Genomic DNA, 26,483 nt, shown 5'->3' on the forward strand with positions numbered 1-26,483 from the left:
GACCTCTTGTGGTGGGGACCGGAGTGGCGCTATCCATGTCTCTACCGTCAGGAAACTTTCCTTACGATCGCACGATCGTCAACAGATGGAGAGACCTTGAGATCCCCACGCCTCCGCCTGATCGGCCTCGCCGGCTCCGGCATCCTGTCCGGCGCTCTCCTCACCGGACTGGCGGGCGGCTCGGCGGCCACCGCCGCCGCTCCCCCCGCATCCCCCGCCGCCGCGGCCGCCGCATCCGCCGCGGCCGTGGTCCACGAAGCCGAAGCGGCCCGCGTCTCGAAGGGACTGGTCGAGTCCAACCACGCCGGGTACACCGGATCCGGCTTCGTCAACTACGACAACGTCAGCGGCGGTTACGTCGAGTGGACGGTGAACGCCGCGCAGGCCGGCAGCGCCGCGCTCACGTTCCGCTACGCCAACGGCACCACCGCCGACCGCCCCATGACCATCACCGTCAACGGCACGCCCGTGGCCACCGACAAGGCCTTCAACGGCACCGGCGGCTGGACCTCCTGGACGACCGGCGGCCTCACCGCCACCCTCCGGGCGGGGGCCAACACCGTCCGCGCCACCGCCACCACCGCCAACGGCGGTCCGAACGTGGACCACCTGTCCGTGGACGCGGGCACCACCCCGCCCCAGCCCGGCACCACGCCGGTCGGCATCAACGGACAGCTCACGGTCTGCGGCACCAAGCTCTGCAACCAGTACGGCAAACCGGTCCAGCTGCGCGGCATGAGTTCGCACGGCACCCAGTGGTACGCCCAGTGCCTCACCAACGGCTCGCTCGACGCCCTCGCCAAGGACTGGAACGCGGACGTGCTGCGCGTCTCGACGTACGTGCAGGAGGGCGGCTACGAGACCGACCCGGCCAGGTTCACCGCCCTGGCCCACTCGCTCATCGAGCAGGCCACCGCCCGCGGCATGTACGTGATCGTCGACTGGCACATGCTCGACCCGGGCGACCCGAACGCCAACACCCCCCGTGCGAAGACCTTCTTCTCGGAGATCGCCAACCGCCACAAGGGCAAGAACAACGTCCTCTACGAGATCGCCAACGAGCCCAGCGGGGTCTCCTGGTCGCGGATCAAGAGCTACGCCGAGACGATGATCCCGCACATACGCGCCATCGACGGCGACGCACCGGTCCTGGTCGGCACCCGCGCCTGGTCCTCGCTCGGCGTGTCCGAGGGCGGCACCGAGTCCGAGGTCGTGAACAACCGGGTCAACGCCTCCAACATCATGTACACGTTCCACTTCTACGCCGCCTCGCACGGCCAGGAGTACCTGAACGCGCTCTCCCGGGCGGCGGATCGCATCCCCATGTTCGTCACCGAATTCGGCACCCAGGACTACGCCGGTGAGGGCGCGAACGACTTCACGATGTCGCAGAAGTACCTCGACCTGATGGCCTCGAAGAAGATCAGCTGGGTCAACTGGAACTTCTCCGACGACTGGCGCTCGGGCGCCGTCTTCAAGGACGGCACCTGCAACGCCAACGGCCCCTGGACCGGTACGTCGTCCCTGAAGCCGGCCGGCGTCTGGATCCGCGACCGCATCCGCTCCGCCGACAACTTCCCGACCGCGTGAGACACATGTGAGGAAAGGGCCCCGGGCCGCCGTCACCGCGGCGGTCCGGGGCCCTTCCCGTGACCCGGCGGGCGCGGTTCAGCCGAAGCGCCCCTCCACGTAGTCCGCCGTCCGCTGGTCGGTCGGGCTGGAGAACATCGCCGGGGTCGGGCCGTGCTCGACGATCCGGCCCGGGGTGCCCTGCTCCGCGAGGAAGAAGGCGCACTGGTCCGAGACGCGGGCCGCCTGCTGCATGTTGTGGGTGACGATCACGATGGTGACCTCGTCGGCCAGTTCGCGGATGGTCTCCTCGATGCGGCGCGTCGACGTGGGGTCCAGGGCCGAACACGGCTCGTCCATCAGCAGGATCCGCGGCCGGACCGCCAGGGAGCGGGCGATGCACAGGCGCTGCTGCTGTCCGCCCGAGAGGGCGCCGCCCGGCTGGCGCAGCCGGTCGCGGACCTCCTTCCACAGGCCCGCCTTGGTCAGGCACTCCTCCACCAGGTCGTCCTTCTGTGCCGCCGAGGCACGCACGCCCGTGAGCTTCAGGCCCGCCGTGACGTTGTCGTAGACCGACATCGCCGGGAACGGGTTCGGCTTCTGGAAGACCATGCCGATCATCCGGCGGGCATCGGTCAGGCGGCGGCCGCGGGCGTAGATGTCCTCGCCGTCCAGCAGCACCTCGCCCGCGAGCTCCGCGCCGGGGATCAGCTCGTGCATGCGGTTGAGGATGCGCAGGAAGGTCGACTTGCCGCAGCCCGAGGGGCCGATGAGGGCGGTCACCTGGCCGCCCGGCATGGTCAGCGACACCCGGTTCAAGACCTTGCGGCCGCCGAACCAGGCGGAGAGGGAACGGGCCTCCAGGGAGGAGGAGGGCACCGCGGGTACCACGGGCAGGGGCAGCGTCTCGGTGGTCATGGGGGCCTCGATCACAGGAGGTTGGGCAGGAGCAGGGCGGCCTGGTCGGCCGCCGCGAGGCCGAGGGCGGCCAGCACGGGGAAGCCCACCAGCCAGGTGTGGGGCCGGCCCCAGCGGACCCTGGCCCAGGCCAGCGCGGCCGCCCCGGCCAGCAGGGCCTGGCCCCACAGGATCAGCGGGATCCAGGCCGAGGGCTGACCGGCCATCGGCGCCTCGTCGGCGGCCAGCCGGCCGGGGGTGCGCCCCCCGGACTGCTGGGCGGGCGTGACCAGTTCGGCGTCGACCTGGAGCACGCCCCGGGGCATGTACGGGGTGCCGTCGGCGGTCATCAGGGTCAGCAGGCCCGCGTCCCCCTTGGGCCTGACCGGTTGCCGGTCCCCGGCGCGCCGGACGCCGAGCACCCGGTACTCGTGCTCGCCCTGCCCGGTCGTGACGGTGAAGGTCTCGCCCTTCTCCAGGTCGCCGATGCGGGCGAACGGGCCGCCGTAGCCGGCCTGCCGGCCCATCAGGATGCTGGTACCGGGCTGGCCGGGCAGGACGGTGTCGCGCCGGTGTCCGGGACCGGAGGCGAGGACGTCGGCGGTGGTCGCCTCGCGGACGACCTCCCGCAGGCCGATCTGCGGGATCGTGAGCAGCGCGACGGGCGTGCCGACCGAGGTGGGGCCGACCGGGGCGGTGGCGTTGGCGAGCCCGCCCCGCAGCTCGGCGTACCCCACCCGGCGGTCCCGCTCGTGCCGGAGGCTGCCGAGGGGGCCGACCTCGGCGACGAAGCCGAGCAGGAGGGCGCCCAGGATGGCCAGGGCGGCCCCGGTGGCCCACAGGCCGGGGCCGGCGGACGGCCCGGCGGACCCGGTGGACCCGGCGCCGCGCCCGGGCCGCCCCGCGTACGGCCCGGCCGGGTGGCCGGCGGACGCCCGCCCCGCCGGGGCCGGGCCGGCTCCGGCGGGGTCGGGGCGCACGTCCACCGGCGGGGTGGAGGTGGCGGTCATCTGTCGTTCTCCGATGGTCGGTCGCGTCACGTGCCGTCAGGCACGCGGGAAGGTCAGCAGGCCGCGGCGGCGGGCCCACCAGACGGCCGAGCCGCCGATCAGGACGAGGGCCGCGGCGATCAGGGCGAGGGTGCCCGCGTCGGTACCGGTGTCGGCGAGGCTGCCGCCCGGCTTGGAGCCGGAGCCACCGGTCGTGCCGCCGCCCCCGGTGCCGCCGGCCGTGGTGCCCGCGCCGCCCGTGGTGACGTTGGTGGTCAGCCCGAGGCCCGGACCGCCCGTCGCGGTGGCGGTGGAGGTCGGCGTCGGCGAGGCGCTGCCGGAGGGGTCCGGGGTGGTGGTGGGGGTGGGCGACGGCGTGCCCGTCGCCGTCGGGGTGGTGGTCGGCGTCGGGGTCGGGGTGGGCGTCGGGGTGGGCGTCGGCGTCGGCTGGCCGCCGCCGGACGGGTCGGTGGTGCGGTACTCGGTGTTCGAGGTGAACCACATCGAACCGGTGAAGTCCCCGAACGTCTCGGTGCCGAACGCCTTGCGGCACACCACCTTCAGGTCGTAGCGGCCCTCCAGGGTGGTGAAGCCGGCCTCGTTGGCGTAGTCGCGCATGGTCATCGTGAGCGGGATGATGATGCCGCCCGAGGGCGCCTGCCCGTACGTGGAGATCGGGGAGTTGCCCACCACGTTCTTGCCCTCGGCCGGGAAACCCTTGCCGGTGACCTTCACCAGGACGTTGGTGGCGGGCGACGGGCAGGCCGCCGAGGTGGTGAGGTCGACGCTGGTGGTGTCCAGGCCGGTGGCCGGGTTGATCACCGCCGTGCCGGCCGGGGCGGCCTGGGCGGCCCCGGGCACGGCGACCGCGGCCGTGACGGCCAGGGCCGCGAGGGCGGCGGTGAACACGGCGATTCCTGCCGCGTCGCGCCGGGTGGGACGGGAGAACTGCACGATGGGCTCCTTCGGGGCGATCTCGGTGGTGGTGCGCCGGCCGGCCGACGCGGTGGCCGCCGCCCGGGCCAGGCGCCGGCGGCGCCACAGCCACACCCCGCCCGCGACGATCGCGAGGACCAGGGCGAGCAGCGTCCACGGAACCGTCCACAGCGACACCGAACGGGTCACGGACGGGAGTTTGGGGTCCACGCCTTCGCGGGTGGCGACCGCCTGGACGGAGACGACGGCCGACGCGCGCAGGCCCGGCACCACCCCGTTCGCCTTCGCCGTGATCGTCAGCGAGCTGCCGGGCAGCAGGTCACCGAGGTCCTTCAGGCCGCCCGCGGTGACGGAGCCGCCGAGCATCCCGTTGATCCGGACGGCCTGGCGGGCGCCGAGCCGGACGTTGCCGGTGTTGCGCAGGGTGTACGTCACGGTCGCCGAGCCGGTCCCGAAGGGATTGAAGGTGCCCTCGTACGAGGCCTTGACGTCCTCGACGGCCAGCTTCGGGGTCAGCTCGCCGGCGACACGCAGGTAGACGCGCGTGCCGACGCGCTGGTCGAGGCGGACCCTGTTGCCCTGGCTGTCCGCGCCGTCGCCGGCCAGGGTGGCGACGATGCCGGCGGTGTGGTCGCCGGGGGTGGCGTCGCGGGGGACGGCGAGGGTGAAGGGGACGATGACGTTGCCCTTCGGCGGGACCGTGACCTTGTCCTTCTCCAGCTTGATCCAGCTGCCCGCGTCCTTGGGGACCTGGCCGCCGGGGAGCAGGTCGAAGCCGCCGTCCACGGTGTTGACGGCGTCGCTGGCGTAGACGGCCAGGTCGAGGGGCTTGTCGCCGTAGTTCCAGACGGCGATCTGGTCACGCGTCGCGGCTCCGCCGGTGACCCCGTACGAGAAGTGCGGGCGGGCGTCGGGCTCCTTGGGGCCGGCGGGCTGCACACCGAAGGTGGCCTTGCCGTCCTGCGCGTGCGCGGCCGGTGCGGGGAGCAGCGCGAGCAGCACCAGGGCGGCGAGCAGCACCGCGACCGGGGCGAGGGCCCGGGTGAGGGCGGTGGCGGTCCGCGTCCGGGGCCCTGGCCCGGGCCGGGCGGCGAGGTCGACGGCGGAAGAGGTCATGCGCGGGGCGTCCGATCCGGGCGGGGCCGGGCGGAGCCGGCGCGTTCGAGAAGACGGGGTGCGGGTGGGGACCGAGGCGTCAGGGGCGGGGCGGAACGGGCCGGTGTGGCTGGGAAGGGCCCGCTCCGCCCCGAGGCTCACGCCTGGATCAGATGGCGGTGAGGGTGAGGGTGGCGGTGTAGGTGCCGGCCACCGTCGAGGTCGGCACGTTCAGCGCCAGGTCGGCGGTGACGTGCGCGGTGCCGAGGCCGGTGCCGTTGGCGAGGGTGCGGGCGGACTTCAGGCCCGCCGTGCCGGCGTCACCGGTGGCCGCGCCGTGGGCCGCAGGGACGACGGAGCCGGGGGTGACGGTCTGCGCGGGCGCCTTGTCGACGAGCTTCGGGGACCAGCCGAGGTTCTGGCCGTTGATGCCGTGCGTGGCACCGTCGGAGAAGTCGGTGACCTGGCCGCTGACGGTCCAGCCGGGGTTGCCGGCGCGGGTGTCGGTGAGGGTGACCGGGTTGATGGAACCGGCGGTGGTCAGCAGGTCGCCGTCGGCGTTCAGGACCGGCGAGGGCAGCGTGACCTGCGGGTTGGCGACGCTGATCACCAGCGCGCCGGCGTTGACGGTGGTGGTGATGGTCTCCGACGCGGAGACGCCGGCGAACGCGCCGACCACGTAGGGGATCGCGCCCGAGTCGGAGCCGGTGAAGGCGCCGGAGTCGGCCGGCACGAAGACGGCGGTGAAGGAGTGGTCGCCCACCGGCAGGTTGCTGGTGGTCAGGACGGCGCTGCCGCCCGCGACGGGGACGGTGCCCAGGGTGGTGGTGTTGCCGCCCACGGTGTCGGTGAACTTCACCGATCCGGCCGCGCCCGCGGGCGTGACCGTGCCGGTCAGGGTGACCGGGCTGAACTGCGGCGCGGTGGAGGCCGGGGAGACGGCGAGGGCGGTGGTGGTCTGCGCCGCCGGGACGGCCTGGACCACGTACGAGACGTTGGCGGAGGTCGAGCCGTTGTACGAGGCGCTCGCCGGCGTGAAGACCGCGGTCAGGTCGTGCGTGCCCGCGGTGAGGTTGCTGGTGGTCAGGGTCGCGGTGCCGTTCGCGACGGTGACGGCCGTGCCGAGGTTGGTGCCGCCGTCCTTGAACTGGACGGTGCCGCCGGCCCCGCCCGGGGTGACCGTGGCGGTGAGGGTGACCGGGGTGCCGGCCTGGGCCGGGCCCGCCGGGGTGACGGCGAGCGACGTGGCGGTGTCGGTCTTCACCGCCGGGTCGGTGTTCTGGTACGTGGTGTTGGAGGTGAACCAGACCGCACCGGTGAAGTCGCCGAGGCTGGTGCCGTTGAAGGCCGTCCGGCAGATCACCGTGAACGCGTACTTGCCCTGGAGGGTGGTGAAGCCCGCCTGGCTGGCGTAGTCGCGCATGGTGGAGGACAGCGGGATGACCATGCCGCCGTTGGGGGCGGTCGGGTACGTGGAGATCGGGGAGTTGCCGACCACGTTCAGGCCGCCGGCCGGGAAGCCGGAACCCTCCACCTTCACCAGCACGTTGGTGGCGTTGGCGGGGCACGCGCCGGAGGTGGTGAAGGCGATGCCGGAGGTGTCGGCGCCGGTCGCCGGGTTGATGTCGATGGTGCCGATCGGGGCGGCGTACGCGGCGGAGGCGCCCGCCAGGCCCGCCGCGAAGGCGGTGGTCACGGCGGCGACGCCGAGCGCCAGTGCGCGGGACACTCTGTTCTTCAGCACTACGGTCTCCAGAATCGGAAGCTCAGGAAGATCAGGGAAGATCAGGGAAGAGCAGGGAAGAGCAGGGACGATCAGGGAAGTGCGGTGACGTGCGGGAACGTGCGGTGCGCGATCAGGGGGTCTGCTTGGTGGTGTCGCCACAGTTCGGGTTCGTGGCGAAGCCGTAGGTGTTGATCACCGAGGTCTGCTTGCAGATCTCGGAGTTCGCGCCGACGAAGACCGTGCTCCAGGGCGCGGTGGCGACCTTGCTGGTCGGGATGACGTTGTAGACGTCGCGCTTCACGCCGAAGCCGTTGTTGAGCACGGTGGGCGCGAGACCGTCGATCGTGCCGAGGATGGCGCGGCCGCGCAGGTCGGCGATGGTCTGGGAGGACTGGGCCTGGTACTGGGCGATGGAGAAGGGCACGATCGCCGAGTCGTCCAGGACGCGGCCGTCGTGCTCCTGGACCGGGGCGCCGGCCTTCTTGTCCTTGATGCAGGGGTAGACGCCCGCGACGACGTCGGCCTCGGTGATGCCCATCTGGGACTGCCAGAAGCTGCGGGTGCCGGAGCCGGCCTGCGGCAGGTAGACCGTCATGTCGTAGTTCGGGCCCGTGCCGACGTAGTTCGGGTCGCAGTGGTAGATCGCCTTCAGGTCGGTCAGCGACAGCTTGCGCGGGATCGCCGAACCGGGGGTGATGGCGTAGCTGACGCCGTCGACCGCGAAGGGCACGTAGGTCAGACCGGGGGCCGCGGCCGCCAGGTTCAGGGAGGAGGAGCGGGCGAAGTCCAGGCAGCCGTTGTTCGCCTGCAGGGAGTTCAGCAGCGCGGAACGGCCGGCGCCACTGCCGTTGGGGCGGGCCATGGTGCAGTTCGGGTTGGTCGCCGGGTCCTTGGTGGTGACGTTCGCCGAGCCGGTGGCGTCGTAGGAGCCCAGCACCTTCTGACCGTTCACCGTGATGGCGGCGGCCAGACCGTTCATGACGTCCTGGGTGGTGTCGGAGCCGACGCCGGAGAGCTGGCGGTACTGCGGCTGCCCGGCCGGGTCGGCGAAGGCGATGCTGCTGCCGGCGGCGCCGAGCGCCAGGGCGGCCGCCGCGGCGGCGAATGCGATCTTCTTCTTGTTCACGCGGGTTTACCTCTCGGATAGGCTGCGCCCCGGGTGGTACCCGGCACGCGTGGGGTGCGGTTCCGTTGGCGCGGACGAATTCAGACGATGTGTCCGGGTATCACCTCCTGACGGCGCGCTGGGCGATACGGGCGCGCAGAAGGGGCAGGTAGCGGGGCAGCAGCGGGCCGGCGAAGGCCCCGAGCGCCCCCACGAGGAGACAGATCAGCAGGGTGTAGCGGACGGCGCCGACCACCCAGCGCGGGGTGTCGCCCACCGCCTCGGCGGCGGGAGCGGCGGCCGGTGCCGGGCCGGCGGCCTGCGCGGCGGGCGCGGCCGGAGCGGCGACGGCCGGGGCCGCGCCGCCCGAGGCGGCCGCGGCGCCGCCGCCGGACCCTCCCGTGCCGCTGCCCCCGGTGCCGCCTCCGGTGCTGCTCCCGGCGCCGCCCCCGACGGACCCTCCGGTCCCGGTACCACCCGCGGCGGCCGCCGAGCCGCCCGAGCCACCGGTGGAGCCGGCGCCCCCGTCACCACCGAGCCCGGCGGGCTTGCGGCCCGCCTCGGCGGCGATCTTGCGCGCGGCCTCCCGGGTCTGGGCGCGCAGGCTCTCGGGCAGCGGGGCGTACCCGTGCGGCAGGGTGCCCGCGGCCACGCCCGAGGTCTGGCCGGGACCGGCCGCGTAGGTCAGCAGGGCGCCGTAGTCACGGCCCTCCGTCTGCGTCAGGTCGGCGGGCACGGTCGCGGCGTACGTCAGCACCGTCAGCGGGTAGGCCGCCGGGTCCTTCGCCGCGGGGTCGGGCAGGCTGGTGCCGTCCGGACCCGGCGTACGGGCGCCCGCGGCGGCGGCCAGGGCGGCCGGCTCGGGGGCCACGAACCGGCCGGCGGAGTTCAGGAGTTCGGCGCGCACCAGACCGTACCGGTCGGCGGTGGCCGTGTCGGTGACGGCGAGGACCGCGCGGGCGCCGGCCGGCTGCGGCGGGTCCTTCTTGTAGGCGGGGGGCGTCGCGGTCGCGTCCCAGGAGGTACGGGCCAGGGAGTCGCCGCGGCTCGCGGCGCGGGCGGCGGCGTGCATGTCGCTCGCGTACGGGTGCTTGTCCTGGACGCAGAGCGGGGCGGACGGCCGGTCGTCGAAGGGCTGGCAGTACGGGTCGCTCTTGGGGAAGCTGTCGATGGGCAGCGCCATGTCCTTGTAGTGCGGGTTCACGGCCATCCCCGCGAACGCCCGGTCCCCGTGCGTCCCGGAGTTGTCGGGCACACCGCGCAGGAACTCCTTGGCGGCCGGGTCCTGCGCCACCCACTCCCACAGCTGGCGGGTGGTGTCGGCGAGCGGTTGCGGGACGAGGGCGTCGCCGAGCCGGCCGGGGAAGTCGAGGCCCGCGAACTCGGGGTTGTGGCGCAGGAACTCCGGGTCGCGGCCGATGTTGTCGGGGTTCTTCGCGGTGCTCTCGGCGAAGCGCGAGTTGCCGTCCCGGTAGGACTCGGTCAGCAGCTTCGCGACGAGCCGCGGGGTCAGGCGCAGGGTGGACAGGCGGGTGCCGTTGCGGGCCTTGACCTCGTCGGGGGCGCTGAAGCCGGCCTGGCTCTCGATGAAGTAGCCGATGGTGATGCCGGAGAGCGAGACGGGCGCGTAGACGGGCTTGCGGGACTCGGACGCCGCGGCCGCGCGGCCGACGAAGACCAGGCCGGGGCTGCCGGAGAGCAGCTTGACGCGGGCGGTCTCGTCCGGGACCTGGGCGTAGCCGTAGATGGCCTTGGCGCCGGTCTGGCACAGGGCGGGCTGCCAGCGGGTGACGGCCTCGGCGGCCATCTCGCTGCCCAGCGTGCCGCGTTCCTCGGCGCCGATCGGGCAGAAGCTGCCGAGCGGCTCGAAGCCGAGCGGGAAGACCAGGCGGTGCTTCCAGTTGGCCGGGCTGAGCGGGGAGGACTGGAGCTGCCCGCCGGACTGGGAGGTGTACGGGCTGCCGTCGATCTCGGTGGTGCCGCGCGGGACGACCACCAGCCAGCAGCCGCGGCCGGCGGCCCTGCCGGCCGTGTCCTTGACGGCCGCGCCGCAGCCCAGGCCCGGCGCCTCGATGGCGGTCTGGGTCTCGAACCAGACCTCTCCGGCGCCGCGGGCGTTGGTGCGGGCGTAGGGGACCTCGTTGGTGCTGTTGACGTCGAAGAACTCGTTCCAGTTGCCCGGGCTGACCGGGTCGTCGTTGACCGTGCGGAAGGGGGCGTACGAGATACCGCTCGGTGTGGCGGGCGGCAGCGGCCGGTTCTCCGCGTCCTTGAGGCGGTCGCCGTAGTTGAGCTGGCGGCTGTTGGTGTACGCGCCGGCCGACTGGTTGCCGGCGCCCGCGCCCAGCGCGGAGGAGCCGCCGAACTGGCACTGGTCGGTGGTGGGTCCGGTCGCCGCGTCGCCCCAGCACTGCATGATCTGGAGGTAGTTGGCGGAGTACGCGGTCTCCGAGACGGTCGGCGTACCACCGGTCCAGGAGATCTTGACGACCTGGTTCACGAGGTTGCGGGTCTGGCTGACGGTCACCTCGAGGCCGGCGAACTCGCCGCTTCCGGAGACCGTCGCCGGGGATTCCGCGCCGGCGGCGTACGCGGGCCGCGCGCCGCCCGGCACGAGGTCGCCGGTGGCCACCACGGGCAGCAGGGCCAGGCAGAGCGAGCCCAGCAGCAGGCGCAGGGCACGTCGGCCGCGCCGCGGGAGACGTGAGCGGCGCATCACGAGCCGCCTCCGGCGCGACGGCGGGCCAGATGCCGGGTCAGCAGCGGCGGGCCCACGGTCAGGGTCACCAGGATCAGCACCCCGAGCAGCATCAGGGCCGTCTGGAGTGCCCCGCCGATCCTGGACGAGGTGGTGACGGGGATGCCGAACAGGTCGCCCGCCGCCAGCGGCTTGCCCGTCTGCGGGTCGACCGCTCCTTCCCCGCCGTCGGCGGCGGCTGCGGCGCCGTCGGCAGCGCCGGTCGCACCGCCGTCCGCGCCGCCGCCTCCCGTGGCCGCGCTGCCGCCGCCACCGGTGCCGCCCGTGCCGGAACCGCCGGTCGCCGCGCCGCCCCCGGTGCCGCCGGTGCCGCCGCCCGTGGCACCGCTACCGCCCGTGCCGGAGCCGCCGCCGGAGGCGCTGCCCGTCTGGGTGGGGGCCTTGTTGCCGCCGGTGCCGATCTCGCACTGGGTGGCGCCCTTCTTGTCGCACTCGGAGGGCTGGGGCGCGGTGTTGGCGAGGGTGTTGGTGCCGTCGGAGGAGAAGGTGGGGTTCTTGCAGTTCTTGATGTCGACGTTGGTGGCGACGACACCGGGGATGCGGCGGACCTGCTCGAGACCGGCCTGGACGAGGTTGATCGGCAGCGGGGAGTAGCCGAGCCGGTCGACCGACCGCTGGCCCTCGCAGAGGAAGTAGTAGGCGAAGGCGCCGAGCGCCTTGCCCTTCTGCGGGTTGAAGTTCGCTTCCTGCGCCGTCGGGATGATCATGTAGCTGTAGCTGGAGAGCGGGTAGTTGCGGCGGTCGCTGCTCTCGTCGTAGACCTGCGAGAGGTCCTGGGTGAGGTCGGAGCCGATCCTGGCCTTGGTCAGCGAGACGGCCACGTTCTGGGCCGTGGGCTCGGTGTAGTAGCCCGCGCCGTTGAGGATCTTGGCGACCGGGAAGCCGGTGGTGGCCACCGCGTAGGAGTACTCGACGTAGGTGATGGTCCCCTGGTTGCCGTCCTGGGCCACGTAGCCGGAGACGCCGTTGGAGCCGGACTGGCCGACGAAGCCGCGGCCGGCGACGACGGGGAAGTTGGAGGTCTGCCCGCAGGGGGTGGTGCGGCCGGCCTTCGCGCAGTAGGCGTCCCACAGGCCGGTGTGGCGCATGGCCAGCCAGTTGGTGAGCTGGGCGGTGGTGCCCGAGCCGTCGGAGCGGACCACGGGGACGATCTTGCGGGCGGGGAGGGAGCCGGCCAGGGAGGGATTGTCCGCCTTGATGGCCGGGTCGTTCCAGGTGGTGATGACACCGGTGAAGATCTTGGCGACGACCTCGCCGGACAGGCGCAGGTTGGTGATCCGGCGGTTGCCGATCTTCAGGTTGTACATGAAGGCCGTACCGCCCGCGACGATCGGCATGTAGCTGTACTTCCGCGAGGGCGCCGGGTCGACGACGCCGGAGTCCTTGATGCCGTACGGGATCTCGGAGACCGCGAAGTCGACGGTGCCGTTGCGGAACTGGTTGCGGCCGTCGGAGGAGCCGGTACCGCTGTAGTTGACCGTCATGCCGTACTGCTTGACGTTGGCGCGCCACTGGTCGAGGGCGTTCTGGCTCCAGGTGGAACCGGCGCCGGAGACGGGCACGTAGCTCTCGGCGGCGGCGGGCACGGCGCCCGGCAGCACGACGGCGACGGCGGCCAGGAACAGCGTGAGCACGCGGACGAGGAGGCGGACGGGGCCGCGCGCGGGGGCGCGTCCGGGGTGGGCCGGGGATCGTCCGGGCATCGGGAACTCTCCTGATCAGTGACGGTGCGTACGAAGCGACGGCGGGCGGCGGCGGACCGGCCGGCCGGTGGCAGGACGGCGGCGGGGCGGGCGGAGCGCGGGTCGGGCTACGACCGGGGCGGCGGCTGCGGGGGCAGGTCCCCTTGGTGTGCGGGCGCACCGGGGTCCTTGGGCCCGGCCTGCGGGTCCGGTCCCGGGGCCCGCCCCAGGTGGTTCAGGCGCTCCAGTTGCTCCAGCCGGTCCCGCTCCTCGGCCCGGGCCGCCATGCGGTCCGCGTCGCGCGCCGAGGCGAGGACCCGGCGGTGCTGCTGGCCGCGGCCGAGCTGGCCGGGCGCCTTGCCGCCGATGACGCGGGCGAGCACGAACAGCAGCAGCACCAGCCCCATCAGCAGGGCGGCGCAGCCGAAACCGCGCGCGATCATGGTCTGGTCGGGGTAGCCGACGAGGCTGAACGTGGCCAGGGGCAGCGACATCTGCGGCCCCTCGAAGGGGTTGGCGTTGAATCCGGCGGCGATGCCGGAGGTCAGCAGCACCGGGGAGGTCTCGCCGATGCCGCGGGCGGTGCCCAGGATCACGGCGGTGGTCAGTCCGGAGCGGGCGGTGGGCAGCACGACCGTCCACACGGTGCGCCACTGGCCGGCGCCGAGGGCGTAGGAGGCCTCCTTCAGCGAGCCGGGCACCAGCCGGATCACCACGTCGGAGGCGCGGATGACGATCGGCAGCATCATCACGGACAGCGCGAGGGCGGCGGCGAACCCGGACTTGTCGTAACCGAGGATCAGGATCCAGGTGGCGTAGATGAACAGGCCGGCCACGATCGACGGCAGCGCGGTCATCGCCTCGACGATCGTGCGTACGAACCGGGCGTAGCGGCCGGGGACTTCGTTGAGGAACACCGCGCACGCCAGTCCCAGCGGCACCGTGATCACCAGAGCGATGCCGATCTGTTCGAGGGTGCCGACGATGGCGTGCAGCGCCCCGCCCTGGGTGAGCGGGTCGAGCGGGCCGCTGGCCGCCATGTCCTCGGTGAAGAAGTTGAGATGGGCGAGCGCCTCCCAGCCGCGTACGAAGGCGTAGCCGACGACGAGGAGCAGGGCCGTCAGCAGCAGGACGGCGATGCTGTGCACGAGGACCTGGGCGAGGCGGGCGCGGACGGCGGCGCCGTTCTCGTCGAGGGAGACCAGGACCGCGTACAGCGACATGAAGGCGAGGTAGAGGACGACGGTGAAGCCGAGCGGCCCGTCGAAGGGCAGCACCCTGCCGAAGAGCAGCGTGGTCAGGCCCAGCGCGGCGGCCGCGGCCCCCACGAGGGCGAGTACGTCGCGGACATGCACGCCGGAGGTGTTGCGGCGGACCTCGGCGGGTGCGCCGGCGCAGTCGGGGACCGCCTCGGGGCAGACGGTACGGGGCGCTGCCGCTCCGGCGGGGCGGACGGGGTCGGCGGGGTCGGCCGGGTGTGCGAGGACCGTCATGCCTCGGCCCCCGCTCCGGAGCGGCTGCGGGCCACCATCGAGGAGGCGATGAAGTTGACGACGAGGGTCATGAGGAAGAGGGCGAGGCCGGCGGCCATGAGGGCCGACATCCCGAATCCGCTGGCGGATCCGTAGCGCAGGGCGATGAGGGCGGACACGGAGTTGGCGCCGTTCTGGAGGAGGCGCCACGGCACCTCGAAGACGGGGGAGATGATCAGGTAGATGGCGATGGTCTCCCCCAGCGCGCGGCCGAGCCCGAGCATGGTGCCGCCGATCATGCCGCCCTTGCCGAAGGGCAGGACGACGGAGCGGATGACACCCCACTGGGTGGCGCCGAGCGCGAAGGCGCCCTCGCGTTCGCCGGGCGGGGCCTGGGCGAAGGCCTCGCGCATCACCGAGCAGGCGATCGGCGTGACCATCAGCGCGACGACCATGCCGGCGATGAAGCCGGAGGAGGTGTAGTAGGTGTTGGCGCTGAGCGGATCGCTCGGGTTGTCCCCCTCGACGGAGAACAGCGGGAACCAGCCGAAGTAGGTGGTGAGCCAGCGGGACAGGCCCACGACGTGGGGCTGGAAGAGGAACAGCCCCCACAGGCCGTAGACCACGCTGGGCACCGCGGCCATCAGGTCGACCAGGCTGATCAGGGTCCGCTTGAGGCGGCGCGGGGCGTACTCGGTGATGTAGAGCGCGGTGCCCGCGGCGAGCGGTACCGCGAACAGGATCGCGACGATGCCGATGAAGACGGTTCCGGTGAGGGCGGCCGCGATGCCGAAACGGTGGGAATCGGGCTCCCAGGCGGTGGTGGTCAGGAAGTCCACCGGGCCGGCGTCGCGCAGGGCCTCCAGGGCGCGGGCGCCGAGGAAGACCCCGACCAGGGTCATGATCAGGAGGACGACGGCGCCGGAACCGCGGGCGGAGCCGCGGAAGATCCGGTCGGCCGGGTCGCCGCCCTTGGCCAGGGCCCGCGGCGTGTCCACCTTCCCCGCGGGTGCGTCGTCGAGGGGGGTGGTCGTGGTCGCGGCGGTCACTGCGGGCCTCCCCCGCGGACGGCCAGGCCGGGCGCGTCACCGGCGCCCGGCAGGCGCAGGCCGCGCAGCCGGCGGGTGTGGGTGACCCCGGAGGCGACCTGGGCCTCGGCGGTGGCGGCGAGGAAGAGCTGGAGGCTGTGGCGGCACTCGCGCTGGCGGCGGAAGGTGCGGACCGCCTCCGCGACGCGGTGCTCGTCGAGGGTGAGCTGCCAGGTCCAGGCACCGGTGCCGGCGTCGGCCGACGGGGACATCACCACGAGGGAGGTCACCCGGCCGGCCTGCGCGCGCAGTTCCTGGACGGCGGCGCAGCAGGCCGTGAGGCTGCTGTGGACGCGCGGACTGCGGCCGAGTTCGTGGTTGTTGGCACCGACCAGGCGCCAGGTCACGGCCTCGGCGGCGTCGCTCGCGCCCCCGGCATCCGGGGCGCCCCCGGGCGCCTGGCGTCGTGCGACATCGACCCACGACACGAACAGAAAACGTGGTTGAGACACCGATCCGCCCCCCTTTCCCCGCACACCGTGCATGGCTGGAAATCGGCCACCCACCCATGACCGCGGGCATGACAATCCACGGGGAGGAGGGCCGAGGAGCACACGGATCGGTGAAGGAGAAACGGAGAACGTGTGAACGCGAGGCGGGGGCGCCCATACCCCTTGATCACGTCGGCGCCCTGGTCCCCCTAGGGAATTCGTGAGGGCCGGACGGCCGGGCGACCGGCACCGCCGCGGCCGTCGCCGGCGCCACCGCCACCGCCCGGCGAACGGCGGCAACCGGGCCCGTGGCCGGCCGCGGCACCCGGGGGCCCCGCAAAGCCCCCGTCCGGGACGGCCGGAAACAGCCCTGCGCTCGGAACAGCCGATATCGGCGAGGTTGCTCGTGAAGACAGGACCCTGCCGGCGCCGTGAGGGGCAGCCGAGTCCCGGCTGCCGACCTGCTGCAGGGTGGGCGGGCCCGACTCGGTGCGCAGGCAGTCGGGGAAGGACGACGGCACGGGGGCCGGCTGCCCGGCGGCGTTCAGCGTCTGCTGGGAGGTGACCCAGGCCCCGGGCACTTCTTCGAGGTGCGCGACGATCTGCCTGGCGCCGTCCTGGACGCTGATGGGGGCGCCGCCGGGCTCGATCGGCAGGACGGTCCGGTCCGCGGCGGCCAGGTGGGACCGGATCCACATCGGCACGGCGATCTGGACGGCGGCGTAGAGGGCGAACGTGGTGGCCATCGCGGGCAGGGTGCGGCGGATGACCAGGCCGAGGGCGACACCCACCAGCAGTCCGGTGCAGTAGAGGGTCTGGTCCGAACTGGCGACCTGGTCCACCAGGCTGCTGCCGGCGGTCCGGTAGAGGTCGGCCAGCTGCGGGCCCGTGACTGCCAGGCCGTGTTCGGGTTGACCGCGATCTGCCTCGCCACGTCTTTGACCGTCGGCAGGGGCGTCGTACGTGCCGGCCGTGCGCCCGGCGATGTCCGCCACCGGTGGTCCCGCCGGACACGACGAGTTGTCGATCGCGCCGGCGCACCGCCCGACTTCCCGTTCCCGCACCGGAAACGGCGAGGCGCACCGATGGGGTGTACTATCGGTACACTCCATCGGTACGTACTATCGGTTCATGCCATTGCCCCGATTCGAACGGCTGCCCCGCGAGCGCCAGGAGCTCATCCTCGGCGTGGCGCGGCGGCACTTCGCCGAGTACGGCACCGAGGGTGCCTCCTACAACAAGATCATCGAGGCCGCTGGATTCTCGAAGACCGCGGCCTACCACTACTTCGACGGCCGCGAGGATCTGCTGGCGGTCGTGCTCGACGGGGTCCTCGAGCGGTTGCTCGCGGCCCTCGGGCCCTGGGTGCCGGCCGCGGACGAGGCGGAGTTCTGGGGCCGTCTCGACGCGGGCGCCAGGGCTCTCGCCGCGCACCTGCGGGAGCACCCGGACGATCTGGCACTCGCCGACACCGCCATCGGGCGCACCCACGGCGGGCCGTGGACCGGCTGGTTCGACGCCCTGGTGACGGACGGGCAGCGGCTGGGGGTCATCCGTACCGACGTCGATCGCGGGCTGCTGGTGGCGGTGACCGCCGCGGTGGTACGGGCCGCCGACGCATGGGCGCTCGCCCGGATGCGGGAGCCCGGCGTCGGGGCCGCCGAGCGCGAGGCCGCCGAGCGCGAGGCCGGGGCGCAGCTGTGGGCCCTGCTGCGCGGGCTCTGGGCCGGTGGCGGCGGCACCACGGAGGGGGATGTCGTCGATGCGCGCTGATCTGGAGATCGTCTGGGAGGTGCCCGCCACCCCGGCCGGGCTCGCCGGGCGTCTGGAGCGGTTCATGGGGCCCGGCAAGTCCCGGGCCGAGTCCGCCGTGGAGAGCGTCGGCCTGGCCGGCTGCGCGCTGCTGCTCGCCGCCGGGGTGTGGGGCTCGGGAGCCGCGCACGCGTGGTCGGCCGTCCAGCTCGTCGTCGTGGCGCTGGTGGGGCTCGACCTCGTCGGCGGCGTGCTCACCAATGCCACCAACGCCGCGAAGCGCTGGTACCACCGGGCCGGCCCCGGGGTCAGGCGGGCCCGGCTGCTGTTCGTCGGCGCCCATCTGGCGCACCTGGCGGCCATGGGGCTGGTCGTGCTGTCGGGCGACTGGGGCTGGACCCTGGGCAACGCCGCGCTGCTGCTCGGCGGGGCGGTCGCGGTGGAGTTCGCGCCGCTGCACCTCAGGCGGCCGGTCGCGATGGCCGTGACGATGGCCGCCGTCCTGGTGAACCTGTTCTGGCTGACGGTGCCCGCCGTGCTCGGCTGGTTCGCTCCGCTGTTCTTCCTGAAGCTGCTGGTCTGCCACCTCGTCCCGGAGGCGCCCCTGGAGCGGAGGCGGGATGGCTGACACCGCCGGACCGTGGCGGACCGACCTGGATCCAGCCCCCGATCCGGCCGCGTGCGCCCGTACGCTGGCCGCCGCCTTCGCCCGCGAACCGGCCGTCACCTGGATCTGCGGCGGCTCGGCACCGGCCCGGACGCGCTGGTTCGAGACCACCCTGCGCACCCACGCCACCCTCGCCGGGGCCCGTCGGCACACCCTCACGGACCCGTCCGGGCGGACGGTGGCGGCCGCCGTCCTGACGCCTCCCGGGGTGGTGCCCGGGGCCGGCGCCCGGGCCCTCTGGGCCGCCCGGACCGCCGTACGCTGCGGCCCGCGCGCGCTGCGGCGCACGCTGCGCTACCTGCACGCGGCCGAGACCGGGGTTCCCGACGGCGCCTGGACGCTGGAGTTCGTCGGCGTGCTCCCGGAGCTGACGGGCCGGGGCGCCGGACGGGTCCTGCTGGACCACCTGCTCGACGCCACGCCGGCCCCGGCGGGCTTCTTCCTGACGACCGCCGATCCGACGAACGTGGCGCTCTACCGGCGTTTCCGGTTCGAGGTCGTGCGCCGCACGACGCTGGCTGGGCTGGAGATCACCGCCATGGCGCGGCCCGCGGGCGGCTGAGCGGGCCCGCGACGGCCGGAGGCCGTACCGGACGGATCCGGTACGGCCTCTGGTGCGTGCTGCGGTGCTGCGGTGCGGCTGCGGCTGCGGCGGTGATCAGGCCGCCGGGGCCGGGAAGGTCGGGTACTCCACGCCGGAGACGTGCTGCACGACCCGGATGACCTGGCACGAGTAGCCGAACTCGTTGTCGTACCAGAGGTAGAGGATCGCGTTGTCGCCGTCGACCTTGGTCGCGCCGGCGTCGACGATCGACGCGTGGCGCGAGCCGACGAAGTCCATGGAGACGGCGTCGGGGGCGGTGGTGAAGTCGATCTGGCGCTTCAGCGGCGAGTGCAGCGAGACGTCACGGAGGTAGTCGAGGACCTCCTCGCGGGTGGTCTCGCGGCCCAGGCGCAGGCTGAGGATGGCGATCGAGACGTCCGGGACGGGGACGCGGATCGAGCTGCCGGTGATCGGCGCCTTCAGCTCCGGCAGCGCCTTGGCGACGGCGGAGGCGGCGCCGGTCTCGGTGATGACCATGTTCAGCGGCGCGGAGCGGCCGCGGCGGTCGGCCTTGTGGTAGTTGTCCAGCAGGTTCTGGTCGTTGGTGAACGAGTGGACGGTCTCCACGTGGCCGCGCAGCACGCCGTACTCGTCGTCCATGGCCTTCAGCGGCGGGACGATCGCGTTGGTGGTGCAGGAGGCGCAGGACAGGATGCGCTCGTCCGGCTTGATCATGTCCTGGTTGACACCGTGGACGATGTTCGGGACGTCGCCCTTGCCCGGGGCGGTCAGGACGACCTTGTCGATACCGGGGCGCAGGTGCTTCGACAGGCCCTCGCGGTCGCGCCACTTGCCCGTGTTGTCGATGAGGATGGCGTCCTTGATGCCGTACGCCGTGTAGTCGACCTCGGAGGGGTCGTTGGCGTAGATCACCTTGATCGCGTTGCCGTTGGCGATGATCGTGCTCGTCGCCTCGTCCACGGTGATGGTGCCCTGGAACTGGCCGTGGATGGAGTCGCGCCGCAGCAGCGAGGCGCGCTTGACGAGGTCGGCCTCGCCACCGCCGCGGACGACGATGGCACGCAGGCGCAGACCGTTGCCCGAACCGGCCTTCTCGATGAGCAGGCGGGCGACGAGGCGGCCGATGCGGCCGAAGCCGTAGAGGACGACGTCGCGGCCGGCGGCGCGCTCGATCTTGTTGGCGCCGGTGGCACCGGCGACGGCGGCGGCGGTGAACTCCGCCACCGACAGGCCGCGGTCGTCGCTCTTGTACGTCGCGGCGAGCATGCCGATGTCGATCTGGGACGGGCCGAGATCGAGCGTCGTCAGTGCCTGCAGGAACGGGAGGGTCTCGGTGACCGAGAGCTCCTCGCCGGCTATCTGGCGGGCGAACCGGTGGGTCTTGAGGATGCTGACCACGGACTTGTTCACCAAGGAGCGGCTGTGGAGGAGGACCGTGACGTCCCGCTCGCGGTGCAGCTTCCCGATGATCGGGATCATCGACTCCGCGATCTCCTCGCGGTTCTTCCAGTTGGTGAACGAGTCGTCATTGACAGTCACAGGCGTATCTTTCGAGCTAGGCGGCGCTCACATGCTAACCCCCCGGCTCATTCGTTGCTCAAGGGTGGGGGGTCCCTGACCGGCGCCACGCCGCGCACGGCGGCGCCCGGCCCGGTATCGGCCCAGGTCGGGCGCCTTTCGGTCGGCCGACCGGTGATCAGCGGATCGGCCGGCGGGACGGCGGTCAGCAGATCCGCGGGAGCTGTTCGCCGATCGGCAGGTCCACGACGCGGGTGCCGCCCAGACCGGTGCGGGCCACGAGCATCCCCGGGTGGCTCTCCACGGCCTCGCCGATGATGCGGGACTCGCGGCCCAGCGGGTGGGCGCGCATCGCCTCCAGGACCGCGTCGGCGTGCTCGCGCGGTACGAAGGCGACCAGTTTGCCCTCGTTCGCGACGTACAGGGGGTCCAGGCCCAGGACGGCGCAGGCGTTCGCCACCGCCGGCGGGACGGGGACCTCGCGCTCGCGGATGACCACGCCGGCGCCGGAGGCGGCCGCGATCTCGTTCAGCGCCGCCGCCAGGCCGCCCCGGGTGGGGTCGCGCAGCACGTGCAGGTCGGGGGTGACGGCGAGCATGGCCTCGACCAGCGAGCCGAGCGGCGCGCAGTCGCTCTCGATCTCGACGCCGAACTCCAGGCCCTCGCGCACGCTCATGATCGCCACTCCGTGGAGCCCGATCGCCCCGCTGACGATCACGACGTCCCCGGGTACGACCCGCTGCGGGCGCAGATCGACGCCCGCCGGGACCAGGCCGATGCCGGCCGTGTTGATGTAGATCCCGTCGCCGTGACCGGCCTCCACCACCTTGGTGTCGCCGGTCACCACCTCGACGCCCGCGGCCCGGGCGGCCGCGCCCAGGGCCCGCGCCACCCGGTCGACCACCTCCATCTCGACGCCTTCCTCCAGGATGAACCCGCAGGAGAGGTAGGCGGCGCGGGCGCCGCTCATGGCGAGGTCGTTGACGGTGCCGTTCACGGCGAGGTCGCCGATGCTCCCGCCGGGGAAGAACAGTGGCCGCACGACGTACGAGTCGGTGGAGAAGGCGAGCCGGACGCCGCCCAGGGTGAGGGCCGCGGCGTCGCCGAGCCGCGCGAGCGCCTCGCCCCCGTACGCGGGCGCGAAGACGTGCTCGACGAGCTCGGCGGACAGGGCCCCGCCCCCGCCGTGGCCCATGACGATGCGGGGCCGGTCGCGCAGCGGGGCCGGGCAGGTCCAGGCCAGCGGGTCCGGTTCGGTCGCGCGCGGGCCGGGGCCGATGGTCGTGGTCTCAGACAACGGGGCTCGCCTCCCGGGCGGCGATGGTGGCGGTGACGGTGGCGGTGGCGGAAGCACCGGCGGTGGCGGCGGGCGCGGCAGCACGGCCGGAGGCCGCGGGCGTCAGCTCCAGGCGCCGGTAGAGGTAGTACGCGGCGCAGGCGCCCTCGCTGGAGACCATCGTGGCCCCCAGCGGCGTACGCGGGGTGCACAGCGTGCCGAAGGCCTCGCACTCGTGCGGCTTGAGCAGGCCCTGGAGGACCTCGCCGCTGCGGCACGCGGCCGGTTCGCGGGTCTGGATGCCCGTGACCGAGAAGCGGTGCTCGGCGTCGTAGTCCCGGTACTTCGGGGCCAGCCGCCAGCCGCTCCCGGGGATCACGCCGATGCCGCGCCAGGCCCGGTCGACGACCTCGAAGACGTCCTCCAGCATGGCGCGGGCGGCCGGGTTCCCCTCCGGGCGTACGGCGCGGGCGTAGGCGTTGTCGACGGTGTGCTCGCCGCGTTCCAGCTGCCGTACGGTGCGGCGGACCCCTTCGAGGATGTCCAGCGGCTCGAACCCGGTCACGACGATCGGGACGCGGAACCGTTCGGCCAGCTCCGGGTACTCCCCCACCCCCATCACACTGCACACGTGACCCGCCGCCAGGAAGCCCTGGACGCGGCAGCTCGGGGACTTCATGATCGCCTCGATGGCGGGGGGCACGCGCACGTGGGACACGAGCAGGCTGAAGTTCGGGATCCGCAGCCGGCGGGCCTGGTACACCGTCATGGCGTTGGGGGGCGCGGTCGTCTCGAAGCCGATACCGAAGAACACCACCTCGCGGCCGGGGTTGGCCTGCGCGATCCGCAGCGCGTCGAGCGGCGAGTAGACCACCCGTACGTCGCCGCCCTCGCCGCGCACCTGGAACAGGTCCCGTCCGGTGCCCGGTACGCGGAGCATGTCGCCGAAGGAGCAGAAGATCACCTCGGGCCGGGAGGCGATCTCCAGGGCCTTGTCGATGACTTCGAGGGGTGTGACGCAGACCGGGCAGCCCGGGCCGTGGATGAGCTCGACCTCGTCCGGCAGGAGCTGGTCGATGCCGTGCCGGATGATGGTGTGGGTCTGCCCGCCGCACACCTCCATCAGCGCCCACGGCCGGGTGACGGTGGCGTGGATGTCGTCGAGCAGGCGGCGCGCCAGCTCCGGGTCCTGGAACTCGTCGATGTACTTCACCGCTGCGCCTCCCCGGCCGCGTCCGCGGCGGCGGCGTCCGCGGCGTACGCGGGCGGGACGGCGGCGCCCGCCTCGGCGGCGGCCAGCTCCCAGGGGTCGCCGAACTCCTCCTGGAGCATGCCGAGCTGGGCGAACAGTTCGAGCGTGTGCCGCGCCGAGTCCTCGTCCAGCCGCTGGAGGGCGAAGCCGACGTGCACGATGGCGTACTCGCCGACCTGGAGGTCCGGCAGGTACTCCAGGCACACCTCCTTGACCACGCCGCCGAAATCGACGGTGGCCATCCTGGTGCCGTCGCGTTCCTCGATGTCCAGCACTCTGCCGGGTACCGCCAGGCACATGGGCCTTCTCCTCGCTGTGGGTGGTGCGCCGCCCGCTGCCGGGGCGGTTATCGGTCGGTGGCCGCGGCTCCGGTCCCGGCCGGTGTGGCGCGGGCGGCCACCATCAGCTGGCCGAGGGCCAGCCCGCCGTCGCCCGGCGGCACGAGGTGGTGGCGCAGGACGGTGAAGCCGTCCGCGCGCAGGGCCGCGGCGCAGGCCGAGGAGAGCAGGGTGTTGGCGAACACCCCGCCGGTCAGGGCGACGGTGTCCGGGCCGTGCCGCTCCCGGGCCAGGACGCACACGTCGTGCACGAGGGCGGCGACGGCCCGGTGGAAGCGGGCGGCGACCACGGCCGCGCCCGCGCCGGCCCGCAGGTCGGCGACGATCGCCGCGAGGACGGGCGCCGCGTCGGCCCGCAGCGGGCCGTCGCCGTCCGCCCCGCCGCGCCCGTCGGCGGCCGGGTCCGGCGGGCACAGGGCGAACGCGTAGGCGGTGGTGTCGTCGTCGGGCGCGCCCACGGCGGCGGCCTCCAGCTCGACGGCCGCCTGGGCCTCGTACCCGGCCCGGTGGCAGATGCCCGCCAGCGAGGACACGGCGTCGAAGAGACGGCCCATGCTGGAGGTGGGCGGGCAGTTCAGATCACGCTCCAACTGCCGTTCCAGGACCTTCAGTTCCTCGGCCGGGCAGGCGGCCGTGCACGCCAGGTCCGGCGCCCGGCCGAGGCCGGCCGCGCGCAGGTGCGCCAGCGCCATCCGGTACGGGCGGCGCACCGCGGCGTCGCCACCGGGCAGCGGGACGTACGCGAGGTGCGCGAAGCGGGTGAAGCCGTCGTAGTCGGCGAGCAGGAACTCGCCGCCCCACACCGCGCCGTCGTCACCGTGGCCGGTGCCGTCGAAGGCGACGCCGATCACCGGGCGGGTGCCGTCCAGACCGTGCTCGGCCATCGCCGCCGCGACGTGGGCGTGGTGGTGCTGGACCCGTACGACGGGGCGGCCGGCCGCGTTCCGGGCGGCCCACTGGGCGGAGCGGTAGCCGGGGTGCCGGTCGGCGGCCAGCAGGTCCGGCCGCACCCCCGTGATCGACTCCAGTTGCGCCTCGGCGCGTTCGAAGGCCTGCTGGGTGGCGAGGTCGTCCATGTCGCCGATGTGCGCGGACAGCCAGGCCTGCCGGCCCTCGGCGAGGCAGAACGCGTTCTTGAGGTCGCCCCCGACGGCGAGCGCGGGCCGTACGGCCGCCGGCAGGGGGACGGGCAGCGGCGCGTACCCGCGGGCGCGGCGGACGATCAGCGGCCGCCCGTCGCAGACCCGCACCACCGAGTCGTCGCACGGCACGTGGATCGGCCGGTCGTGGGTGAGCCAGCCGTCGGCCAGGTGCGCGAGGCGCTCCAGTGCCTCGGCGTCGTCGGTGACGATGGGCTCACCGGCCACGTTGCCGCTGGTCATGACGAGCAGCCGGGGGCCGGTGGCGTCGCCGGGCAGACCGAGCAGCAGATGGTGCAGGGGGGTGTACGGGAGCAGGACGCCGAGGTCCGCGCTGCCGGGCGCGACGCACTCGGCCGGACGCGGGGCCGCACCGGCCGGTGGCGGCGCCGCGTCCTCGTCGGGACGGCGGCGCAGCAGGACGATGGGCCGGGTGGCGCCTTCGAGCAGGCTCCGCTCCTCGGGGCCCATCCGGACCAGGTGCGCGACGGCGTCGGCGTCGGCGGCCATGACGGCGAACGGCTTGTCCCCACGGGCCTTGCGGCGCCGCAGCCGGGCGACGGCGGCGGCATCGGAGGCGTCACAGGCGAGGTGGTATCCGCCGAGCCCCTTCACGGCCAGGATCGCGCCGTCGGCGAGCAGGGCGCGGGCCCGGACCACCGGATCGGCCCCGGCCACGGGCCCAGGCGGACCGCCGCCGGGGCGCGGGACGAGGAGGAGGCTCAGCCGGGGTCCGCAGGCGGGGCAGGCCACCGGCTGGGCGTGGAAGCGCCGGTCGGCCGGGTCGGCGTACTCCCGGGCGCAGTCCGCGCACATCGGATAAGGGGCCATGGTGGTGTGGGCCCGGTCGTACGGCAGTCCGGTGACGATCGTGAAGCGCGGGCCGCAGTGCGTGCAGTTGATGAAGGGGTGGCGGTGGCGCCGGTCGGCGGGGTCGGCCAGTTCGCTCAGGCAGGCGGCGCAGGTGGCGGTGTCCGGGGAGACCAGGGTGCGGGCGGGTCCGCCGGTGCGGGAGGCGAGGATCGTGAAGGCGCGGCCGTCGCCCGTGGCGGGCAGTGCGTGGTGGTCGACCGAGTCCACCCGGGCCAGCGGCGGCGCCTCGGCGGCGATCCGGTCGCAGAACCGGGCGACGGCCGGGGCCGCGCCCTGGACTTCCGCGACGACGCCCTCGGGCGTGTTGGTCACGTGCCCGGACAGCTCCAGCGAGGTGGCGAGGGTGTAGAGGTACGGCCGGAAGCCGACGCCCTGGACGACGCCCCGGACGGTGACCCGGCGACGCAGCGGCCCGTCCCCGGCGGGAGCCGGTACCGCGGGCCCTGCCGGTGCCGCTGCCGGGCTCGACGGACCGCTCACGAGCGGGCCGGGGCCATGGCGTCGGTGCCGGCGCCGGCCGCGTCCACCCGGGCGTGCGGGTGGGGATGCGGGCGGGAGGCGGCCGCGGCGTGCCCAGGACCGTCGTGATCGTGGTGGCCGTGGCCGTGGCCGTGGCCGTGATCGTGATCGTGATCGTGGCCGTGCTGGTGTACCGCCGCCTCCGGCCCGCGGGCCATGACCGGGATGTGGCGGGGCCCGCCGCCGGCCACCGCCAGCGCCCGGTCCAGCACGCCCCCGATCCCCCGCCCCTGGCGCGCGGACGTCAGGAGCACCTCCACACCCGGATTGACCTGCTCCACATGGGCCCGGAAGGCGGCCTCGTCGAAGCCGACGGCCCCGGCGATGTCGGTCTTGGTCACCACCACCAGGTGGGCGAGCCCGAACGCCGTCGGGTACTTCAGCGGCTTGTCCTCGCCCTCCGTCACGGACGCGAGGACGACGCGCAGCGATTCCCCGAGGTCGTAGGAGGCCGGGCAGACCAGGTTGCCGACGTTCTCCACGAACAGCAGCCGCGTGCCGTCGGGCAGCCAGCCCGGGAGGTGGGCGCCGAGCATCCCGGCCTCCAGGTGGCACAGCCCGTCGGTGAGCACCTGCTTGACCGGGACGCCGGAGCGCGCGAGCCGGACCGCGTCGTTCTCGGTGGCGAGGTCGGCGGTCAGCGCCGCGACGGGCACCGACCGCCGCCGTGCCAGCAGGAGTTCGTGCTCCAGCAGGGCGGTCTTGCCGCTGCCCGGGCTGGAGAGCAGGTTGACCACCGCGGTGCCGCGGGCGGCCAGACCGGCGCGCAGCGCACCGGCGGTCGCGTCGTTCTTGGCCAGGACGGCCTGTTGCAGGTCGACGACCTCACGGCACAT

21 protein-coding genes are annotated in these 26,483 nt (G+C 73.7%); 4 read left to right on the forward strand and 17 right to left on the reverse strand.

Translation table 11 applies throughout. The features are described 5' to 3' along the window. Positions 1 to 246 precede the first annotated feature (246 nt). A complete protein-coding gene (locus ACZ6KO_RS21505) occupies positions 247 to 1,590 on the forward strand; it encodes a cellulase family glycosylhydrolase (protein WP_469305723.1) in 1,344 nt (447 codons plus the stop codon). A gap of 78 nt (positions 1,591 to 1,668) precedes the next feature. Here the strand turns inward: ACZ6KO_RS21505 and ACZ6KO_RS21510 are convergent, their stop codons facing one another. The 11 genes from ACZ6KO_RS21510 to ACZ6KO_RS21560 form a co-directional block, all read right to left on the reverse strand. After that, the gene (locus tag ACZ6KO_RS21510) at positions 1,669 to 2,487 is read right to left on the reverse strand and encodes a phosphate ABC transporter ATP-binding protein (RefSeq protein ID WP_469305590.1); all 819 of its coding nucleotides are present in this window, start codon (positions 2,485 to 2,487) and stop codon (positions 1,669 to 1,671) included. Between the two features lie 11 nt (positions 2,488 to 2,498). Further along, on the reverse strand, positions 2,499 to 3,476 hold the full coding sequence (locus tag ACZ6KO_RS21515; RefSeq protein WP_469305591.1) for a sortase: 978 nt from the start codon (positions 3,474 to 3,476) through the stop codon (positions 2,499 to 2,501). Between the two features lie 36 nt (positions 3,477 to 3,512). Beyond that, complete coding sequence (locus ACZ6KO_RS21520) at positions 3,513 to 5,507, reverse strand: LPXTG cell wall anchor domain-containing protein (RefSeq protein WP_469305592.1); 1,995 nt, start codon at positions 5,505 to 5,507, stop codon at positions 3,513 to 3,515. Between the two features lie 148 nt (positions 5,508 to 5,655). Next, positions 5,656 to 7,230, reverse strand: coding sequence for an Ig-like domain-containing protein (locus ACZ6KO_RS21525; protein WP_469305593.1), 1,575 nt, complete (start codon positions 7,228 to 7,230; stop codon positions 5,656 to 5,658). Positions 7,231 to 7,342: 112 nt separating this feature from the next. Next, complete coding sequence (locus tag ACZ6KO_RS21530; protein ID WP_469305594.1) at positions 7,343 to 8,338, reverse strand: substrate-binding domain-containing protein; 996 nt, start codon at positions 8,336 to 8,338, stop codon at positions 7,343 to 7,345. Between the two features lie 100 nt (positions 8,339 to 8,438). After that, complete coding sequence (locus ACZ6KO_RS21535) at positions 8,439 to 11,033, reverse strand: hypothetical protein (protein WP_469305595.1); 2,595 nt, start codon at positions 11,031 to 11,033, stop codon at positions 8,439 to 8,441. Further along, complete coding sequence (gene pstS / locus ACZ6KO_RS21540) at positions 11,033 to 12,778, reverse strand: phosphate ABC transporter substrate-binding protein PstS (protein ID WP_469305596.1); 1,746 nt, start codon at positions 12,776 to 12,778, stop codon at positions 11,033 to 11,035. Before pstS ends, ACZ6KO_RS21535 begins: the two co-directional genes overlap by 1 nt. A gap of 107 nt (positions 12,779 to 12,885) precedes the next feature. Continuing rightward, complete coding sequence (gene pstA / locus ACZ6KO_RS21545) at positions 12,886 to 14,250, reverse strand: phosphate ABC transporter permease PstA (RefSeq protein WP_469305597.1); 1,365 nt, start codon at positions 14,248 to 14,250, stop codon at positions 12,886 to 12,888. Continuing rightward, positions 14,247 to 15,278, reverse strand: a complete 1,032-nt coding sequence (gene pstC, locus ACZ6KO_RS21550) for a phosphate ABC transporter permease subunit PstC (protein ID WP_469305598.1) — start codon at positions 15,276 to 15,278, stop codon at positions 14,247 to 14,249. Before pstC ends, pstA begins: the two co-directional genes overlap by 4 nt. Next, the gene (locus ACZ6KO_RS21555) at positions 15,275 to 15,745 is read right to left on the reverse strand and encodes a hypothetical protein (protein WP_469305599.1); all 471 of its coding nucleotides are present in this window, start codon (positions 15,743 to 15,745) and stop codon (positions 15,275 to 15,277) included. The genes pstC and ACZ6KO_RS21555 overlap by 4 nt, the downstream gene beginning before the upstream one ends. Before the next feature lie 212 nt (positions 15,746 to 15,957). Beyond that, on the reverse strand, positions 15,958 to 16,743 hold the full coding sequence (locus ACZ6KO_RS21560) for a hypothetical protein (RefSeq protein ID WP_469305600.1): 786 nt from the start codon (positions 16,741 to 16,743) through the stop codon (positions 15,958 to 15,960). A gap of 136 nt (positions 16,744 to 16,879) precedes the next feature. On the opposite strand from ACZ6KO_RS21560, the gene ACZ6KO_RS21565 reads away from it, so the two are divergent. The 3 genes from ACZ6KO_RS21565 to ACZ6KO_RS21575 are packed head-to-tail and all read left to right on the forward strand — an operon-like array spanning position 16,880 to position 18,729. Then, on the forward strand, positions 16,880 to 17,521 hold the full coding sequence (locus ACZ6KO_RS21565; RefSeq protein WP_469305601.1) for a TetR/AcrR family transcriptional regulator: 642 nt from the start codon (positions 16,880 to 16,882) through the stop codon (positions 17,519 to 17,521). Next, a complete protein-coding gene (locus tag ACZ6KO_RS21570; RefSeq protein WP_469305602.1) occupies positions 17,511 to 18,128 on the forward strand; it encodes a hypothetical protein in 618 nt (205 codons plus the stop codon). The genes ACZ6KO_RS21565 and ACZ6KO_RS21570 overlap by 11 nt, the downstream gene beginning before the upstream one ends. Further along, a complete protein-coding gene (locus tag ACZ6KO_RS21575) occupies positions 18,121 to 18,729 on the forward strand; it encodes a GNAT family N-acetyltransferase (RefSeq protein WP_469305603.1) in 609 nt (202 codons plus the stop codon). The genes ACZ6KO_RS21570 and ACZ6KO_RS21575 overlap by 8 nt, the downstream gene beginning before the upstream one ends. A 96-nt stretch (positions 18,730 to 18,825) precedes the next feature. Here the strand turns inward: ACZ6KO_RS21575 and ACZ6KO_RS21580 are convergent, their stop codons facing one another. The 6 genes from ACZ6KO_RS21580 to hypB all read right to left on the reverse strand — a co-directional run bounded on the left by ACZ6KO_RS21580 (position 18,826) and on the right by hypB (position 26,483). Beyond that, a complete protein-coding gene (locus tag ACZ6KO_RS21580) occupies positions 18,826 to 20,271 on the reverse strand; it encodes a glyceraldehyde-3-phosphate dehydrogenase (protein WP_401455071.1) in 1,446 nt (481 codons plus the stop codon). Between the two features lie 184 nt (positions 20,272 to 20,455). Further along, positions 20,456 to 21,547, reverse strand: coding sequence for a hydrogenase expression/formation protein HypE (hypE, locus tag ACZ6KO_RS21585; RefSeq protein ID WP_469305604.1), 1,092 nt, complete (start codon positions 21,545 to 21,547; stop codon positions 20,456 to 20,458). Beyond that, positions 21,540 to 22,739, reverse strand: a complete 1,200-nt coding sequence (gene hypD / locus ACZ6KO_RS21590; protein WP_469305605.1) for a hydrogenase formation protein HypD — start codon at positions 22,737 to 22,739, stop codon at positions 21,540 to 21,542. Before hypD ends, hypE begins: the two co-directional genes overlap by 8 nt. Beyond that, positions 22,736 to 23,077: a HypC/HybG/HupF family hydrogenase formation chaperone gene (locus tag ACZ6KO_RS21595; protein ID WP_469305606.1), complete on the reverse strand. Its 342-nt coding sequence runs from the start codon at positions 23,075 to 23,077 to the stop codon at positions 22,736 to 22,738. Before ACZ6KO_RS21595 ends, hypD begins: the two co-directional genes overlap by 4 nt. A 47-nt stretch (positions 23,078 to 23,124) precedes the next feature. Then, entirely contained in the window at positions 23,125 to 25,608 is a 2,484-nt protein-coding gene (gene hypF, locus ACZ6KO_RS21600) for a carbamoyltransferase HypF (RefSeq protein WP_469305607.1), read from the reverse strand. Beyond that, positions 25,605 to 26,483, reverse strand: a complete 879-nt coding sequence (hypB, locus tag ACZ6KO_RS21605; RefSeq protein ID WP_469305608.1) for a hydrogenase nickel incorporation protein HypB — start codon at positions 26,481 to 26,483, stop codon at positions 25,605 to 25,607. The genes hypF and hypB overlap by 4 nt, the downstream gene beginning before the upstream one ends.

It is taken from the genome of Streptomyces sp. NPDC042102, from assembly GCF_055582305.1.

Coding starts and splice junctions, on each gene's coding strand:
- ACZ6KO_RS21595 (WP_469305606.1), bottom strand. CDS start 23,077: ATGTGCCTGGCGGTACCCGGCAGAGTGCTGGACATCGAGGAACGCGAC.
- ACZ6KO_RS21510 (WP_469305590.1), bottom strand. CDS start 2,487: ATGACCACCGAGACGCTGCCCCTGCCCGTGGTACCCGCGGTGCCCTCC.
- ACZ6KO_RS21515 (WP_469305591.1), bottom strand. CDS start 3,476: ATGACCGCCACCTCCACCCCGCCGGTGGACGTGCGCCCCGACCCCGCC.
- pstS (WP_469305596.1), bottom strand. CDS start 12,778: ATGCCCGGACGATCCCCGGCCCACCCCGGACGCGCCCCCGCGCGCGGC.
- ACZ6KO_RS21565 (WP_469305601.1), top strand. CDS start 16,880: ATGCCATTGCCCCGATTCGAACGGCTGCCCCGCGAGCGCCAGGAGCTC.
- ACZ6KO_RS21520 (WP_469305592.1), bottom strand. CDS start 5,507: ATGACCTCTTCCGCCGTCGACCTCGCCGCCCGGCCCGGGCCAGGGCCC.
- hypB (WP_469305608.1), bottom strand. CDS start 26,483: ATGTGCCGTGAGGTCGTCGACCTGCAACAGGCCGTCCTGGCCAAGAAC.
- ACZ6KO_RS21535 (WP_469305595.1), bottom strand. CDS start 11,033: ATGCGCCGCTCACGTCTCCCGCGGCGCGGCCGACGTGCCCTGCGCCTG.
- pstA (WP_469305597.1), bottom strand. CDS start 14,250: ATGACGGTCCTCGCACACCCGGCCGACCCCGCCGACCCCGTCCGCCCC.
- ACZ6KO_RS21575 (WP_469305603.1), top strand. CDS start 18,121: ATGGCTGACACCGCCGGACCGTGGCGGACCGACCTGGATCCAGCCCCC.
- ACZ6KO_RS21570 (WP_469305602.1), top strand. CDS start 17,511: ATGCGCGCTGATCTGGAGATCGTCTGGGAGGTGCCCGCCACCCCGGCC.